The organism is Phenylobacterium aquaticum, from assembly GCF_022695515.1.
In the GTDB taxonomy this organism is placed as follows: domain Bacteria; phylum Pseudomonadota; class Alphaproteobacteria; order Caulobacterales; family Caulobacteraceae; genus Phenylobacterium; species Phenylobacterium aquaticum.
Window position 1 is genome coordinate 82763 of the sequence record NZ_JALDPT010000007.1, and the last position, 16181, is coordinate 98943.

The window sequence follows — 16181 nt, forward strand, 5'->3', positions numbered from 1 at the left end:
GGCGCCCGAGTCATGCTATCGCGGGCGCGGCGGCGAACAGGAGCAGGACGCTTGGACAAGGCGACGGACAGCGAGGCGGGCGACGGGCGCCAGCGGCTGATCACCGCCGCCCTGAAGCTGTTCGGCCAGAAGGGCTTCGACGCGGTCACGGTGCGCGAGATCGCCGCCGCCGCCCAGGTCTCCATCGGCCTGATCAAGCACCACTTCGGGTCGAAGGAGGGGCTGAGGGCCGCCGTCGACGACGCCTTCATGATCCAGTTCGAGGAGGCCCTGTCGCTCGCTCCGCGCCGGCGCGCCGAGGGGCCGGCCACCGCCGAGGACTTCGCCGCCAGCATCGATGACTGGATCAGCCGCCACCAGGACGACTGGCCCGACACAGTCAGCTATTTCCGCCGCGCCCTGCTGGAGGAAAGCGACTGGGGCTACGCCCTTTTCGCCCGGTTCTACGCCATCGTCCAGGAAACAACCGCCCGGATGGACCGGCGCGGTCAGCTGGCGGCCGACGTCGACCGCGACTGGCTGCCGTTCCTGATGATGTATCTCGAACTCGGCACCATGCTGTTCGACCCCTATATCCGCCGCGCGACGGGCAAGTCCGGCTTCGACGGCGAGCCCTGGCGCCGCCGCCACCGGGCCTACATGAACCTCATCGTCCGCGGCGTGGCCCCGCCCAAGACTTGAAGCTCTAGGCGACCGTCGTCGCCCTTTCCGCGGCCAGGGCCCGCAGGCTCATCTTGTCGATCTTGGAATTGGGCAGCTTGGGCAGCTCGGCCTGGATCTCGAAGGCCTTGGGGACCTTGTAATTGGCGATCCGCGCCTTGAGGAAATCCCGCAGCTCGTCGCCGGTGACGCTGGCGCCGGGCCTGGGCTCCACGAAGGCCATGCCGACCTCCTGGAACGTCGGGTGATCCATCGGCACGACAGCGGCCAGGGCCACGGCCGGGTGCTCGCAGATCGCCTGCTCGACCTCGACCGGATAGACATTGTAGCCGCCCGACTTGAACATTTCCTTCAGCCGGCCGACGAACACCAGATTGCCGTCCGGCCGCCGCCGACCCAGGTCGCCGGTGCGCAGGAAGCCGTCGGCGGTGAAGGCCTCGGCTGTCGCCTGGGGATTGCGGAAATAGCCGGACATCACATGCGGCCCGCGGATCTGGATCTCGCCGGTCTCGCCGACAGGAACCTCCGCGCCGTCCGCGCCGGCGATGCGGGCCTCGGCCCCGGCCAGGGGCCGCCCGATGGTCTCGGCGTGCGCCTCCAGGGCGTCGCCCGGATCGGTGTGGGTGATGATCCCGCAGGTCTCCGTCTGCCCATAGACCGAGGACAGCCGTGACCCATAGGGCGCGATCTGCTCCAGGACGGAGAGCGCGGTCATGGCCCCGCCGAACACGATCAGCCGGGTGTGGCGCAGGCGCTCGCCGATGCTGCGCGGATTGCTCATCATCATTGCGAAGCCGGTGGGCGAGGAGACCAGATAGGTCGGCTTCTCCTGGCGGCTCAGGGCGCCCAGCGCCGGCAGGTCGACCCGCGGGTGGAAGATCAGCGTCCCGCCGGCGGCCAGCACATTGGTGCAGATGTTGTTGATCGCGCCCACATGATTGACCGGGGCGGCGCAGACGCTGCGCGCCAGATCGTCGGCCCCCATCCAGGCGGCGTTGGCCCGCGCCGACGAGACAATCGCCCGATGCGACAGCATGGCCCCCTTCGGCCGGCCGGTGGTGCCGGAGGTGTAGACGATCACCGCCGCGTCCTCAGGATCGACCCGCGCCCGCGCCGCGGCCAGATCGGCGTCGGAGACGGCGGCGCCCGCCGCCAGGACGTCGCTCAGCGCCAGGGCGCCCGCGCTCGGCGTTCCATGACAGACGATGGCGCAGGCGTTCGGCAGCAGGGGCCGCAGCTCGGCGCAATAGTCCCGGTCGTCAAACGGCGACACCGCCAGCAGCACGGCCGGCGCGCTGTCCTCCAAGAGATGGGCGAAGTCGCGCTGCTGATAGCGGGGATTGACCCCCACCCAGATGGCGCCGATCGAGGTCGCCGCGTGCAGGGCGACCCAGAAGTCGAGCGAGGGCGGGACCAGCATCGCCACCCGGTCGCCGCGGGCGACCCCCAGATTCAGCAGGGCCTTGGCATATGCGTCGATCCGCGCCTCCAGCTCGGCGAAGCTCAGCCGCGTCTCGCCGTCCACCACGGCCAGGGCCTCGGGCGCACGGGCCGCGACCTCGCGAAACAGGTCCCGGAGCGTCAGGCCGGTGGCTTGGGCAGGGGGCTTACTCATGTCAGGGCGCTCCTGTTCGGGCGGGCGGAAGGCCATTGAACAGTCACTATACATTTGTATAGTGTCAAGCCTTGGCGGCCTGACGCGTCAGGCCCAGGACCCGGAGGACGCTCGTGCCCTTTCCCACCGAACGGATCGGCTTCCATCTCAACCCGGCCGCCCGCGACATCACCCCCCGCAGCATCCTGGCCTATGCGGCCGGGATCGGGGCGGACGAGCCGGCCTATCTGAATGACGCCCAGCCGGGGGGCCTGCGGGCCCTGCCGTTCCAGTGCGTCTCGCTCGAATGGCCGGTGCTCCTGTCCCTGCGCGAGGCCGTGAAGGAGGTTCTGTCGCCCCAGGAAGCCATGCGCGGCGTCCACGCCATCCAGGATTCCACCTTCCACCGGCCCATGCGGCCCGGCGATCAGCTGATCACCGAGGGCCAGTTGGTCCAGGCCAAGGCCATTCGCTCCGGCGCCCTGGTGGTCCTGCGCCTCATCACCCGCGACCGCGCCTCGGGCGAGCCGGTCACCACGACCTGGACCACCTCGATCTATCGCGACGTCGCCCTGACCGGGGAGGCCGCCAGCCTCGCCGAACCCGATGCGCCGGACGCCGACGATCTTGCCGCCCCCGGGCCGGACGCCGAGACCGTGGCCATCCCCATCTCGAGGTCGGCGCCGCACGTCTATTCCGAGTGCGCCGACATCTGGAACCCGATCCATACCGAGCGGGCGGTGGCCCTGGCGGCGGGCCTGCCCGACATCATCCTGCACGGCACCGCCACCTGGGCGCTCGCCGGCCTCACCCTGCTGCGCCGCTATGGCGGGAATGATGTGGGCGCGCTCAAGCGCATCACCGGCCGGTTCTCCGGCATGGTGGCGCCGGGCGAAACCATCACCGTGCGCCACGAGCGCGCGCCCTCTGGCGCCATCCGCTTCGAGGTCCGCACCGAAAGCGGCGCGCCGGCCATCAGCCAGGGCTGCGCCTGGCTCTGACCGCGCCTGGGCTCATGCTCACGGCCCGATCGTCACCGCCTCGGCGATGATGGCGTCGAGCGCCGCGCACAGCCGCTCGCCCTTGGGTGTCAGCTCGCCGGCCATGATCGGGGCCATGGTCCAGCGGCGCACCTGGACCAAGCCCTGGCCGGCGCGCGAGGCGTCCAGGGCCGCCACCGCCTTCCAGGCCGCGTGGCGCGACATGTCCGCCCGGCGGCTGAGGTCGGGCAGGGGCAGGGGCGCCTGCTCGTCGGCGATATGCAGCAGGGCGATCAACTGGCCGACCGTGAAGGCGGGATAGACCTCGCGAAGCAACTCCAACGCTTCCAGCATCGCGTTGCGGCGGCGCATTGATAAATTTCCTGTAATCATTCGCCCGTGTCGCCTAAGTGTGACGAATCGGCGGGTGTGATCAAGCAAATGCTGGCTGGCGTGATGGATTACAGCAATGTAATGACTGTACCATCGACGTAACATCGCAGCGAAAGCGAAATTGAAGCCGAATTTCGGATCGTTCGCGCAATGGCTACCTTCTAAATGCTCGGAACAGGCGCGGAAACGCGCCTAGTTTGGTTGCCTGTGAGACAGCAACCAGTACGAGGCGAGTTATGAAGCTGTGGGGTCAGATCTCCGTGGAGCTCACGGTCGGCGACTATGTCGAGGCCGCCGACCATCAGCGCCGCCTGGAGGACATTCTGAAGCTGGTGAAGGACGCCTATCCCGAGGCCACCCTGTGCATGCGCGAGCGCCGGCAGCGGAAGTCCCAGCCCATGGTCCGCCCCCTGCCCAGGTCGGCGACCACCGGACGGCTGAACGACTATTTCGAGCGGTCCTAGATGCGGCCCAGGGATTCCCTGCTCGAGGGATTGTCCTTCTTCCGCGCCCTCAGCCCGGCGGTGACCGTCAACGAGATCATCACCTTCCTCTACACCTGCGAGAACGAGGGGCTGAGCGTCCAGGAGCTGGCCTATGTCAGCCGCATGACCGAGCCGACCGCCTCGCGCAGCATCCGCACCTTCGGGCCGGAGGGCTCGGAATGGGCGCGGCCGCCGGCGCTCGGCCTCGTCGAGGCCTTCCTCAATCCGCAGGACGGCCGCAGCCGGGTGATCCTGCTCACCGAGGCGGGGCGCCAGGCGCGGGCCCGGCTCGACGAGGTCATCCGCCAGGCGATCGTCATCGCCCGCTGAACCGCCCAGATGAACGCTAGTTAACTGGCCTCACAGGGCCGGCGAGGTGTTTCGTCGGCCGCTCAGGGCTTCCAGATCAACCAGAGCCGGGGAGGGGATCAGGTGTCTGACTTCGAGCTCGATCGCCTCGACCTCAGGATCCTGTCGATCCTGCAGGAGAACAACCAGGCGAGCGCCCAGGATCTCGCCGAGCGCGTCCACCTGTCGCCCTCGGCCATCCTGCGCCGCATCCGCAGCTATCGCGCCACGGGCGTGATCACCGCCGACGTCTCGGTCCTCGCTCCCGACCTGACCGGCGAGCGGATCAGCGTGCTGCTCCTGGTCCAGCTGGAGCGCCACGCCCCGCCGGTGGTGGCGGAGTTCCGCACCCAGCTCGCCAATGCGCCGGAGGTCCAGATCTGCCTGGAGATCTCCGGCGTCTACGACATCGCCTGCGTCGCCACCTTCCGCAGCATGGAGGCGTTCAACGCCTTCGCCGACGCCAACATCGCCGGCCACGCCGTGGTCCGCCGCTATGAGGCCAGCTTCGTGAAGCGCCGCGCCAAGATGAGCCTGGCCCTGCCCATCCTGCCCTGAGCCGTCGCGGGGGCCGCCGCGGCCGCACGTCGGCTAAATACTTGCAGATGTGAAATCAATTTATCTAAGAATAGATAGGTCGTAATTTGTGTCTTTAACGCGACACGACTCAAACAAGATTCCGTCAATTCTGTAACGACATTGACGCTTTCAATGATCCGCTCGTAACTCCCCTGTAACCGGGTTCGAGGTTCGCGCCCGGGACCGAAGCTCGTTTGGGGAGCGGCGCTGTTCGTCGGGATCGACGCGGCGGGCCGCCGGAGGATTCTGACCTTGAAAACCAATGCCATGCGGGAGCGCCTGTTGGCCTCCTCGATGATCTGCGGGGCGGCCATGGCCGTGCTCGCCGGCGCCCCGGCCCGGGCGGCGGACACGGAAGTCCAGGAGGTGGTGGTCACCGGCACCCGGATTCCCAGTCCCAACCTGACCAGCACCAGCCCGGTCCAGGTGATCACGGACAAGGAGTTCAAGCTCCAGGGCAAGACCGACGTGATCGAACTGGTGAACAACCTGCCCCAGCAGTACCAGAACAGTCAGGTCGACTTCTCCGGCACCTCCAACCCGCTGTCCTCGCCGGGCGGTATCTCCACCGCCGACCTGCGCGGCCTGGGGCCCCAGCGGACCCTGGTCCTGGTGGACGGCCGGCGCCTCGGCATCGGCGACGCCAACACCGGCAACAACAATCCCTCGCCCGACCTAAACCAGATCCCCGGCCAGCTGGTCGACCGGGTCGAGGTCCTGACCGGTGGCGCCTCCTCGACCTACGGCTCCGACGCCGTGGCCGGGGTGGTCAACTTCGTCATGAAGCACAATTTCGAGGGCATGCAGATCGACGTGCAGACGGGCCTGGCCCAGCACTCGCAGCATAACGACCTCGCCCAGGGCCTGCTCAAGGCCAAGGGCTTCACCATCCCCGGCGACCGCTGGGACGGCCGCTCCCGCGACGTCTCCATCGTGATGGGCATGAACGGGGCGGACGGGAAGGGCAACCTGACCGGCTATCTGGTCTATCACCGGCAGGACCCGGTCAATCAGGGGACCCGCGACTATTCCGCCTGCAAGATCAATGTCGGTCCCGCCAGCGGCCCGACCACCCCGGTCTGCAGCGGCTCGGCCAATTCAAACCAGTTCATCGACCTGAACAGCGGAAACACCCTGACGGTGGTCGGCCATCAGTTCCTGCCCTGGCCCCAGGCGGCCTCGGATCCGCCGGCCCTCTTCAACTCCAACCCGTTCCAGTACCTGCAGCACCAGGACACCCGCTATTCGGCGGGCTTCTCCGGCCACTACGACTACAGCAAGTTCCTGAACCTCTATTCCGAGTTCAGCTTCATGGACGACAAGTCCACCACCCAGGTGGCGCCGTCCGGCCAATTCGAAGGCGGCGGGGCGGGCCCGAGCGGCGGCGACCTCGTCAACTGCAACAACCCCCTGCTCAGCGCCCAGCAGGCCAACACCATCTGCACCCCGGCCCAGATCGCCAGCGGCGACAGCGTCGAGCTGCTGATCGGTCGTCGCGCCATCGAGGGCGGCGGGCGCGCCAGCGCCTATGAGCACCAGAACTATCGCGCGGTGTTTGGGATCAAGGGCGCCGTGCCGGAGTACGAAGACTTCCGCTACGACATCTACGGCCAGTATTACTACACGTCGCTGTTCCAGGAGAACCACAACTACCTGAGCCTCTCGCGCATCGCGAAGGCCCTGCAGGTGGTCAATGTCGGCGGCGTGCCGACCTGCGTCGCCAAGGTGACCGGGGCCGACAGTTCCTGCGTGCCCTACAACATCTTCACCCAGGGCGGGGTGAACGCCGACCAGATCAACTATCTGAACTCCACCGGCACCGAGGAGGGCACGGTCGAGCAGACGGTGGTCTCCGCCAGCGTGGCCGGCAATCTGGGCAAGTTCGGGATCAAGTCGCCCTGGGCCAATGACCCGGTGGGGGTGGCGCTCGGCGTCGAGGACCGTCGCGAACACTATCGCTTCGCGCCCGACGCCGCCTCGCTCTCCGGCGACCTGTCCGGCTTCGGCGGCGCCTCGACCCCCATCGACGCCAGCCTGGGCGTGACCGAGGTGTTCGGCGAACTGCGCGTCCCGGTGGCCTCCGACCTGCCCATGGCCAAGAACCTCAGCTTCGAGCTGGGCTACCGCTATTCCGACTATTCCAGCGGACTGACGGCCGACACCTACAAGATCGGCGGCGACTGGTCGCCGATCGAGGACATCCGGTTCCGCGGCTCCTATCAGCGGGCGATCCGTGCGCCCAACATCATCGAGCTGTTCAACCCGCAGGCGGTCACCAACACCAGCCAGCTGGCGGCCGACCCCTGCGCCGGCACGGCGGCCACCCCGGCGACGGCGACCCTGCAGCAATGCATGAACACCGGCGTCACCGCGGCCCAGTACGGCAACGGCGGCTCCACCAACCGCATCGTCCAGTGCCCCGCCGGCCAGTGCGCGGTGCTGAACGGCGGCAACCCGGCCCTGCGGCCGGAGACGGCCGACACCTATTCGCTGGGCTTCACCCTGCGGCCGACCTGGCTCACCGGCTTCACCGGCAGCGTCGACTACTGGGACATCAAGGTCGCCGACGAGATCAACTCGGTGCCGCTCGTCTTCACCGTCAACCAGTGCCTGACGACCGGCAATCCGCTGTTCTGCTCGGGCGTGGTGCGGACGGCCAGCGGCAACCTGTTCGGCACCAGCCAGGCCACCGGCGGCTATGTCCGCGGCACGGTGGTCAATGTCGGCCTGGCGCACAATTCCGGCGTCGACTTCCAGGCCAGCTACAACGTCAATCTCGACGCCATCGGCCTGGGCGACCACGGCGGGCTGCAGTTCAACTTCATCGGCTCCTACCTCTTGAAGGCCGAGGTCCAGCCGACGCCGGGGGCGCACACCTATGACTGCGCCGGGCTCTACGGCCCCACCTGCCAAACGGTGAACCCCACCTGGCGCCACACCCTGCGCGGCAGCTGGCAGACCCCCTGGGATCTGCTGCTGTCGGCCCAGTGGCGCTACATCGGCGATGCGAAGCTGGAGACCAACACCTCCGACCCCACCCTGACCAACGGCGTCATCGACAAGTTCGACGGCAAGCTGAAGGCGGTGAGCTATCTGGACCTCTCGGGGATCTGGAACGTGGGCGACCACTTCGTGGTCCGCGCCGGGGTGAACAACGTGTTCGACAAGGACCCGCAGATCATCTCCTCGCTGATCGCCCAGACCGGTTCGCCCAACGCCTATCCGACCTATGACCTCCTGGGCCGGACCCTCTTCGTGGGCCTGACCGCGACCTTCTAGAGCCTGCCCCGCGTACGGAAAGGCCAGAGCGGCGGAGCGATCCGCCGCTCTTTTCTTGCGCCCTTGCCCCCCGCCCAAATGGGTGTCTAGCTGCGCGCCTTGTCACAAAGTTACGGGGGAATTCCCATGCGTCGTTCGACGTCTTCCATCCTGGCGTTGATCGCCGCCGCGGGCCTGGTCGGCCCCGCCTTCGGGCAGTCCTCGGACCTGGAAAAGCGCTTCGACGCCCAGATCTCCCCGCCGGAGATGAGCGCCTGGATGAAGGACCAGGCGTCGGAGCCCAACCACGTCTCCTCCCCGCACGACAAGAAGAACGCCGAGACCATCCTGGCCCAGTTCAAGTCCTGGGGCTGGGACGCCCATATGGAGAGCTTCCAGGTTCTCTACCCGACCCCGATCTCGGAAAGCCTCGAACTCGTGGCGCCCACGCCCTTCAAGGCGACGCTCACCGAGTCCCCGATCCCCGGCGACGAAACCTCCAGCCGCACCAAGGACGAACTGCCCGCCTATGTCGCCTTCCAGGGCGACGGCGATGTCACCGCCCCGCTCGTCTATGTGAACTACGGCATGCGGCCGACTATGACGCTCTGGCCCGCATGGGCGTGTCGGTGAAGGGCAAGATCGTCATCGCCCGCTACGGCGTCGGCTGGCGGGGGCTGAAGCCCAAGCTCGCCCAGGATCACGGCGCCGTCGGCTGCATCATCTATTCCGACCCGCATGACGACGGCTACGCCCAGGACGACGTCTATCCCAAGGGCGCGTCGCGGCCGGCCAACGGCTTCCAGCGCGGCTCGGTCGCCGACATGCCGCTCTATCCGGGCGACCCGCTGACCCCCGGCGTCGGCGCCACGGAGAAGGCCAAGCGCCTGAAGCGCGAAGACGCCGCCACCATCCTGAAGATCCCGGTCCTGCCGATCTCCTATGGCGACGCCACCCACTTCCTCCAGGCGCTGGAAGGCGATGTGGTCCCGCCGTCGTTCCGCGGCTCCCTGCCGATCACCTATCATGTGGGCGGCACGGACGCGGCCAAGGTCCATATCGCGGTCAAGTCCGACTGGTCCTTGAAGACCGTCTACGACGTGGTCGCCATGATGAAGGGCTCGACCTATCCCGATCAGTGGGTGCTTCGCGGCAACCACCATGACGGCTGGGTGTTCGGCGCGTCGGACCCGATCAGCGGCCACGTGGCCATGATGGCCGAGGCCAAGGCCATCGGCGGCCTGGCCGCCAAGGGCTACAAGCCCAAGCGCACCCTCGTCTACCTCAGCTGGGACGCCGAGGAGCCGATGCTGCTGGGCTCCACCGAATGGGCCGAGACCCATGCCGACGAGCTCAAGGCCAAGGGCGTCATCTATATCAACACCGACGGCAACGCCCGGGGCTTCCTGGGCGCCGAGGGCAGCCATTCCTACGAGCATCTCGTCAACCAGGTGGCCGATGACGTGACCGATCCCCAGACCGGCGTCTCGGTGGAGCAGCGCCTGCGCGCCGCCCTCATGGTCGAGGGCTCGGCCCCCGGCGCGGGCGAACGCGCCAAGGCCGCCGCCAAGATGGCCGCTGATCCGACCCACGACCTGCCGATCGGCCCCCTCGGCTCCGGCTCCGACTATTCGGCCTTCATCGAGCACCTGGGCCTGGCCGCCATCAATCTGGGCTATGGCGGGGAAGGGGACTCCGGCGGGGTCTATCACTCGGCCTATGACACCTGGGAGCATCACAGCCGCTTCGTCGATCCGGGCTTCGCCTATGCCGGCGCGCTCGCTAAGACCGGCGGCCGTCTGGTCCTGCGCATCGCCGACGCCGACCTGCCCCTGCAGCGCTACGGCAATTTCGCCGAGACGGTCGCCACCTATAACGACGAGCTGAAGAAGCTGGCCGACGGCAAGCGGGAAGCCGCCGCCACTCAGGCCAAGCTGATCGCCGCCGGCGCCTACAAGCTGGCCGACGACCCGACCCACACCAACGGCCCGCCCAACCCGCTGGCCACCGTGCCCTATTTCAACCTCGCCCCGCTCGACAACGCCGTCGATCACCTGAAGCGCAGCGCCAAGGCCTATGACACGGCGCTCGCCGCTAAGGGCGCGGGCCTCTCGCCCGACGCCAAGGCCAAGCTGTTCGAACTCAACCGCGGCCTCGAACAGACCCTGACGGCCGAGATCGGCCTGCCCGGCCGGCCCTGGTACAAGAACCTCGTCTACGCCCCCGGCAAGTTCACCGGCTATGGCGCCAAGACCCTTCCCGGCGTCCGCGAGGCCATCGAGGAAGAACGCTGGAGCGACGCCGACAAGTACTCGGTCCTCACCGCCCAGGTGCTGGAGACCTACGCCGCCAAGCTCGACGAGGCGACCAAGCTCATCAACGGCGGCTGATCACCCCCGCCGTCCCCCCGGTCGCCCGCGCGGACGATCGGGGGGAGGGCAAGGCCTCCCCACCCCCGCTCATCCCGGCGCAGGCGGGGAGCCAAGCTGAGTCGGCGCGAGCACCGATTGATTGTGCTGCCGCTGAGACTGAACACGCGGGCCTTGATGCGGATCGTGTTTGATCCGTAATCACGCCGATGGCCTTTTCCCGCGCGCTTCAATTTTCGACCAAGGTGCAGCGCTTGTTTGTGATCGCGCTGCTTTGCTTCACCGGCATTGCTAACGCGGCGGCTGCGGCAAGCCCGCCCCTCCACGCATCCACGGCCGTAGGGCTTTGCGTCCTGGTCGGGAGAACCGATCTAAAGATCCGTGCAGCAGAGATCGTCGCCCCTTCCAGCAACCCGCTGTGGGACGCACGTGCGAAGAGTGACGCGCTCGGCATCCGCACCCCGACACCAGTCGCGTGGACTTCGGACTTCTGGTCCCCGCTTTGGGTCGCAGACCCCAAGGTGAAGACCCCATCCAAGCTCCCAACACTCAATTGCAGCAAGTTCAATCAGCGACTTTGCGGAATGGATGAGTGTCGGTTGGCGCTCCCCAGGTCGAGGTAGTTCATCTGTCCCCTCCAACATCCCCCACACGCAACGCGCCCCTTTTCAAATCCCGGCGTGTATGATTGAGCCGTGCCGCCCGCACCCATGCCCGGAGTTCCCGTGACCTCACTGCCCCCTCAGCCGCTCAGCCCGCTTGACGGCCGCTATCGCCCGGCCGTCGCCGAGCTCGCCGACTATCTGTCGGAGGCGGGGCTGAACCGCGCCCGGGTCGAGGTCGAGGTGGAGTGGCTGATCGCCCTGACCGACGCCGCCCTGTTCGGGTCCAGGCCGCTGGGCGAGGCCGACAAGGCCCGGCTGCGCGCGCTCTACGCCGAATTCGGCCAGGCCGAGATCGACTGGCTGGCCGAGCGCGAGAAGATCACCCGCCATGACGTCAAGGCGGTGGAGTACCTCGTCCGCGACCGGCTGGAGCAGCTGGGCCTCTCCGCCATCGCCGAGCTCACCCACTTCGCCTGCACCAGCGAGGACATCAATTCCACGTCCTATGCGCTCACCGTCCAGCGCGCCGTCGCCCGCGTCTGGCTGCCCAAGCTCCAGGCCGTCACCGCCAAGCTCAAGGCCCTGGCGCTCGCCCATCGCGACGCCCCGATGCTGGCCCACACCCACGGCCAGCCCGCCACCCCCACCACCATGGGCAAGGAGCTCGGCGTCTTCGTCTGGCGGCTCCAGCGCGTCATCCGTCAGATCGAGGCCACCGACTATCTGGCCAAGTTCTCCGGCGCCACCGGCACCTGGGGCGCCCACCTATCCGCCGAGCCGGACGTCGACTGGCTGGCCCTGACCCGGAGCTTCATTGAAGGCCTCGGCATCGGCTTCAACCCGATGACCACCCAGATCGAATCCCACGACTGGCAGGTCGAGCTCTATGATCGGGTCCGCCACGCGGGCGGGATCCTGCACAACCTCGCCACCGACGTCTGGACCTATATCTCCATGGGCTATTTCGCCCAGATCCCGGTGGCCGGCGCGACCGGCTCCTCGACCATGCCGCACAAGATCAACCCGATCCGCTTCGAGAACGCCGAGGCCAATCTGGAGATCGCCGGCGGCCTGTTCGCGACCCTCGCCCAGACCCTCGTCACCTCGCGCCTGCAGCGCGACCTCACCGACTCCACCACCCAGCGCAACATCGGCGTCGCCTTCGGCCACTCGATGGTCGCCCTCGACAACCTGGAGCGCGGCCTGGGCGAAATCTCGCTGGCCGCCGACGTCCTGCTCGCCGACCTCGACGGCAATTGGGAAGTGCTGGCCGAGGCGATCCAGACGGTGGTCCGCGCCGAGATCACCGCCGGCCGCTCCCAGATCACCGACCCCTATGCGCTTCTGAAGGAGCTCACCCGCGGCCGCCGCGTCGGCGCCCCGGAACTCGCCGAATTCGTCCGCGGCCTCGACATCGGCGACGCCGCCAAGGCCCGCCTGCTCGCGCTCACGCCTGCGACCTATACGGGGCTGGCGGGTCAGATCGTGGATCTGGTCTGAGGGGAAGGCAAAACGGGAACCCCTTCTCCCCTTGCGGGAGAAGGTGGCCCTGCGAAGCAGGGTCGGATGAGGGGTTGATGGGCCTCTCCACCTAGCCGCCGCCGACCTCTGCGAAGGGTTCTGAGTGACCCCTCATCCGTCGTCCATTCGGACGACACCTTCTCCCGCAAGGGGAGAAGGAGCGCTAAATCTCAAACCACCCCCAACGCCTGCCAGCTCGCCATGGCCAACCCAAGCGCCCGCATATCCCCCGTCGTGGTGCCGGCCATCTTGTTCATGGCGAAGGCGATGGTCGTGCGCGCATCCATGTCGATGATCACCAGCGACCCGCCATAGCCGCCCCAGAAGATCGTATTGGGGTTGGGCAGGGGCACGACGCCGCCGGCCAGGCCGAAGCCCAGGCCGAACCGGGCCGGGCCGCCCATCACCAGGTCGGTCCCCTCGATCTGCAGCTCCAGCGCCTTGCGGCAGCCGGCCTCGGACAGGAAGCGCTTGCCCTTGGCGATCCCGCCATTGGCCAGGATCATATGGATCTCAGCCACCGAGCGGGCGTTACCGGTCCCGCCCGCGGCGGGGATCTCGGCCCCGCGCCAGGCCCGCGTCTTGGTGGCCGCGACGTCGATGCCCGGATTGTTGAAGGTCAGGGCCTGGATCTCGCTCTGGCCCGCGCCGTCGCCTGCACCCTGGCCGGGCGGCGGCGGGATCAGCTCGGCGACCCGGTCGTCCTCCGAGGCCGGCAGGCCGATATGGAAGTCGGCGCCCAGGGGCTCGGCCACCTCCTCGCGGAAGAAGGTCCCCAGCGTCTGGCCGGTGATCCGGCGCACCACCTCGCCGACCAGATAGCCCTGGGTGATGGCGTGATAGCCGGGCTGGGTTCCAGGCGCCCACAGGGGCGCCTGAGCGGCCAGCAGAGTCGTGGCTTTCTCCCAGTCGTAGAAGTCTTCCTTGGCCATCGGCGCGCGCCAGGCCGACATGCCGGCCGAGTGGGCCATCAGCTGGCCCACCGTGATCGCGTCCTTGCCGTTCGCGGCGAACTCCGGCCAGTAGCGGGCCACCGGCGCGTCGAAGTCGAGCGCGCCCCGGTCGGCCAGGATCAGGGCGCAGAGCGCCGTCATGGTCTTGGTGGTGGAATAGACATTGACGATGGTGTCCCGCTCCCAGGCGCGGGTCTTGGCCGGATCGGCATAGCCGCCCCACAGGTCCACCAGGGTCTCGCCGTCCTGCGTCACACAGACCGCGGCCCCCACATCCGCCCCACTGGCCAGATTGGCCTCGAACGCGGCCCGCACGCCTTTGAACCGCGGATCCACAGTTCCCTGAACCGCCCCTGACGCCATGGCGATATCCCTCCCGTTTGTTTGTTGGGGCGGAGCCTATCGGAGGGTCGGGTGGCGGTCACCCCGGAGAGGGGCGGCAAGGATCACCCCGCCTAGCGCCCGGCGCCCCCGAGCATCGGGCTGCACAGGGTCTTCACGCGCGGCAGGGCGCGCAGGCTGTAGTCCTTCGGCTTGGGCGTATCCTTGAACGGGGTCAGCCATGTGCCCGATCCCTGGGTCGTGAGGTCGGTCTTCAGAAGCGCGTTCAGGTCCGCCGCCTGCTCATAATTGGCCCGGACGACGCTCCAGTCCTCGGCGGTCAGGGCGCGCGCATGGTTCAGTCGCCCCAGCTCCCGCCACACCTCGCGCTCGCTGGTCATGACCTGCACGAACACCTTGTAGGACCCCAGCTTCGAGAAATAGCCCGTCTGCTCCTCGAACGGCATGTGTGAAAAGGCCTGGTCCGCCAGGGACATGTCGAACACGCCCAGGTCGGCGACGCTGGCGGTGGGCGTTCCGAGAGGCCCGACGACGCTCAGCGGCTGGCCGGCGTCATGCCGCGCCAGGATCGTGGCGATGTCGCCCAGCCGGCGGTCGACGCAGTCCTGCATATCGGCGCGGCTGAGCATGGCGAGGTAGAGGTCGGAGACCGAGCTGTCCAAGGCCTCGCGGTGCTGGTGAACGACATGGCGCCAGTGCAGCTGCTCGACCATCTGCTCCAGGCCGATGGCGGTCAGGACCCCCAGCACGATGATCCCGTATTCCTTCAGGAACTCGCGCAGGCCATGCCACGGCTTCGGCCGATGAATATCCATGTCGCCCCCAACTGCAGAAGGCGCGACGGTAGGCGAACTCTTCGGGCGGCGGCAATGGGGGCGAGCCATCTCCTGCACCGCTCATCCCCGCGCAGGCGGGGACCCACGCCGAGTCCGTTGCAGCCGGAACGCGTACGATCTTTCTTGAGCCTGCGGCTGTCCAGCAAAGACGCTCGCCGTCGTGCCGCAGAGCCCGTAAGTGGTGCACTCGCTCCTGTTCCCGCCCTGGAGGAAGTCATGCGCGCTGCAGCCTGGGTCGCAATCGTATTGCTGGCGCTGGCTTCTAAGCCCGCCCTGGGCGCGGAGGGCGAGCCGGAATGCTTCGACGTCGCGGCCATCGCCAGAATTGACCGGAACGTTGCGACGCCTCTGCCCGAAAATCAACGCGACGCCATGATCGCACGTTGGCCCTGGCTCGCAGAAATCAGCGTGGAGGAGGTATTGCTGGGTTCGGAAGGCCAGCGTCACCTTCAGACCGTGCAAATGCAGCACGTGGGCTTTGACCCAAGGTACCAACACTGGCTCCTGCTGCTAAAGCGCAGCGGAGACGGAACTTACAGTATCGTCGATGACCAGCCGTTCGTGATCAGAGACCTACGCGGTCGTTTCGTTATCCCATTGACCAATCCATGGGTCTTGCGCCCCGGATGGAATTCTCCTGATTTCGTCGCCGCCGCGCGGCCCATCCAATACCGCGCCTCCGATGCGTGGTGGCTCGCTCGATGGCGCAAGTTTGATGTCGAGGGAGAAGGCGCGGGTTGGACCATCCTCTCAAATGGCCACGCGGTTGCGTTACGAGGTCTTTACGTCGATGACCTTGTGAACTTGCTCAGGCCTCGATGGGCGCAGCTGTGCGGCGCATCGGGCCCAGGGCAGATTCCGTAACGACAGGTCATCTGACTGCCGGGCCCGACTCTGTCAGCACATGCGGAAAGGCCTTGAGGTCCCATTCGTCGGGGCGGAAGAGAACCTTTCCGTTCAGCAGCACGCGATCACCCGCCTGATAGGGAACCGCCGAGAGCGGTATGTCGGTGGCGTCGGCGATGTCCGGATCGTCGTAGTGATCGAGATGCAAGTGGTCCCACGCCTCGCTCAAAGCTTGGAGTTTCTTGACCAAGAGATCCCGTCCGGCTGCGTTGAGCCAGAGGTCGAAGCTTCCGTCCGGTTGGACGCTCATTGTCACTCTTGGCGTCATTGACACCCCCTCCACACCCCCCAAACGAAAACGGCCGGCCCCCCGTCAGGGAGCCGGCCGCAGTCCGCTCAGCGGTCCAACCCG

15 protein-coding genes are annotated in these 16181 nt (G+C 67.5%); 10 read left to right on the top strand and 5 right to left on the bottom strand.

Annotation, left to right across the window (positions count from 1 at the left end; genetic code table 11):
• Positions 1-51 precede the first annotated feature (51 nt).
• Positions 52-681 carry a TetR/AcrR family transcriptional regulator gene (locus tag MQH10_RS07330; protein ID WP_242563415.1) on the top strand — a complete coding sequence of 210 codons (630 nt, stop codon included), beginning with the start codon at positions 52-54 and terminating at the stop codon, positions 679-681.
• Between the two features lie 4 nt (positions 682-685).
• Here the strand turns inward: MQH10_RS07330 and MQH10_RS07335 are convergent, their stop codons facing one another.
• A complete protein-coding gene (locus tag MQH10_RS07335; RefSeq protein ID WP_242563416.1) occupies positions 686-2275 on the bottom strand; it encodes a class I adenylate-forming enzyme family protein in 1590 nt (529 codons plus the stop codon).
• Between the two features lie 113 nt (positions 2276-2388).
• On the opposite strand from MQH10_RS07335, the gene MQH10_RS26735 reads away from it, so the two are divergent.
• Positions 2389-3255 carry a MaoC/PaaZ C-terminal domain-containing protein gene (locus MQH10_RS26735; RefSeq protein ID WP_242563417.1) on the top strand — a complete coding sequence of 289 codons (867 nt, stop codon included), beginning with the start codon at positions 2389-2391 and terminating at the stop codon, positions 3253-3255.
• An 18-nt stretch (positions 3256-3273) separates the two neighbouring features.
• Here the strand turns inward: MQH10_RS26735 and MQH10_RS07345 are convergent, their stop codons facing one another.
• Positions 3274-3606 carry a hypothetical protein gene (locus MQH10_RS07345; RefSeq protein ID WP_242563418.1) on the bottom strand — a complete coding sequence of 111 codons (333 nt, stop codon included), beginning with the start codon at positions 3604-3606 and terminating at the stop codon, positions 3274-3276.
• A 257-nt stretch (positions 3607-3863) separates the two neighbouring features.
• Between MQH10_RS07345 and MQH10_RS07350 the strand changes: the two genes are divergently transcribed.
• The 7 genes from MQH10_RS07350 (at position 3864) to purB (ending at position 12771) form a co-directional block, all read left to right on the top strand.
• Complete coding sequence (locus tag MQH10_RS07350; RefSeq protein WP_242563419.1) at positions 3864-4091, top strand: hypothetical protein; 228 nt, start codon at positions 3864-3866, stop codon at positions 4089-4091.
• Positions 4092-4442: a helix-turn-helix domain-containing protein gene (locus MQH10_RS07355; protein WP_242563420.1), complete on the top strand. Its 351-nt coding sequence runs from the start codon at positions 4092-4094 to the stop codon at positions 4440-4442. It abuts the gene before it with no gap.
• Positions 4443-4544: 102 nt separating this feature from the next.
• Positions 4545-5018, top strand: a complete 474-nt coding sequence (locus MQH10_RS07360) for an Lrp/AsnC family transcriptional regulator (protein WP_242563421.1) — start codon at positions 4545-4547, stop codon at positions 5016-5018.
• A gap of 273 nt (positions 5019-5291) precedes the next feature.
• On the top strand, positions 5292-8318 hold the full coding sequence (locus MQH10_RS07365) for a TonB-dependent receptor domain-containing protein (RefSeq protein WP_242563422.1): 3027 nt from the start codon (positions 5292-5294) through the stop codon (positions 8316-8318).
• Between the two features lie 126 nt (positions 8319-8444).
• On the top strand, positions 8445-8930 hold the full coding sequence (locus MQH10_RS07370) for a protease-associated domain-containing protein (protein ID WP_242563423.1): 486 nt from the start codon (positions 8445-8447) through the stop codon (positions 8928-8930).
• Positions 8915-10687: a transferrin receptor-like dimerization domain-containing protein gene (locus tag MQH10_RS07375; RefSeq protein WP_242563424.1), complete on the top strand. Its 1773-nt coding sequence runs from the start codon at positions 8915-8917 to the stop codon at positions 10685-10687. The genes MQH10_RS07370 and MQH10_RS07375 overlap by 16 nt, the downstream gene beginning before the upstream one ends.
• Before the next feature lie 704 nt (positions 10688-11391).
• Positions 11392-12771 carry an adenylosuccinate lyase gene (gene purB, locus MQH10_RS07380; RefSeq protein ID WP_242563425.1) on the top strand — a complete coding sequence of 460 codons (1380 nt, stop codon included), beginning with the start codon at positions 11392-11394 and terminating at the stop codon, positions 12769-12771.
• Positions 12772-12962: 191 nt separating this feature from the next.
• On the opposite strand, the gene MQH10_RS07385 is transcribed toward purB, so the two are convergent.
• Both MQH10_RS07385 and MQH10_RS07390 read right to left on the bottom strand, forming a co-directional pair.
• Positions 12963-14060 carry a serine hydrolase domain-containing protein gene (locus MQH10_RS07385; protein WP_242563426.1) on the bottom strand — a complete coding sequence of 366 codons (1098 nt, stop codon included), beginning with the start codon at positions 14058-14060 and terminating at the stop codon, positions 12963-12965.
• A 140-nt stretch (positions 14061-14200) separates the two neighbouring features.
• Positions 14201-14902 carry a hypothetical protein gene (locus MQH10_RS07390; RefSeq protein WP_242563427.1) on the bottom strand — a complete coding sequence of 234 codons (702 nt, stop codon included), beginning with the start codon at positions 14900-14902 and terminating at the stop codon, positions 14201-14203.
• A gap of 237 nt (positions 14903-15139) precedes the next feature.
• On the opposite strand from MQH10_RS07390, the gene MQH10_RS07395 reads away from it, so the two are divergent.
• Positions 15140-15787 (top strand): hypothetical protein, encoded by a 648-nt coding sequence (locus MQH10_RS07395; protein ID WP_242563428.1) that lies wholly within the window; start codon positions 15140-15142, stop codon positions 15785-15787.
• 7 nt (positions 15788-15794) lie between these two features.
• On the opposite strand, the gene MQH10_RS07400 is transcribed toward MQH10_RS07395, so the two are convergent.
• Positions 15795-16079, bottom strand: a complete 285-nt coding sequence (locus tag MQH10_RS07400) for a hypothetical protein (RefSeq protein ID WP_242563429.1) — start codon at positions 16077-16079, stop codon at positions 15795-15797.
• Positions 16080-16181 lie beyond the last annotated feature (102 nt).

Excerpts from the sequence above, each read along its gene's own strand:
- MQH10_RS07395 (WP_242563428.1), top strand. The coding sequence starts at position 15,140 with ATGCGCGCTGCAGCCTGGGTCGCAATCGTATTGCTGGCGCTGGCTTCT.
- MQH10_RS07400 (WP_242563429.1), bottom strand. The coding sequence starts at position 16,079 with ATGAGCGTCCAACCGGACGGAAGCTTCGACCTCTGGCTCAACGCAGCC.
- MQH10_RS07335 (WP_242563416.1), bottom strand. The coding sequence starts at position 2,275 with ATGAGTAAGCCCCCTGCCCAAGCCACCGGCCTGACGCTCCGGGACCTG.
- MQH10_RS07390 (WP_242563427.1), bottom strand. The coding sequence starts at position 14,902 with ATGGATATTCATCGGCCGAAGCCGTGGCATGGCCTGCGCGAGTTCCTG.
- MQH10_RS07370 (WP_242563423.1), top strand. The coding sequence starts at position 8,445 with ATGCGTCGTTCGACGTCTTCCATCCTGGCGTTGATCGCCGCCGCGGGC.
- MQH10_RS07350 (WP_242563419.1), top strand. The coding sequence starts at position 3,864 with ATGAAGCTGTGGGGTCAGATCTCCGTGGAGCTCACGGTCGGCGACTAT.
- MQH10_RS07345 (WP_242563418.1), bottom strand. The coding sequence starts at position 3,606 with ATGCGCCGCCGCAACGCGATGCTGGAAGCGTTGGAGTTGCTTCGCGAG.
- MQH10_RS07375 (WP_242563424.1), top strand. The coding sequence starts at position 8,915 with ATGGGCGTGTCGGTGAAGGGCAAGATCGTCATCGCCCGCTACGGCGTC.
- MQH10_RS07355 (WP_242563420.1), top strand. The coding sequence starts at position 4,092 with ATGCGGCCCAGGGATTCCCTGCTCGAGGGATTGTCCTTCTTCCGCGCC.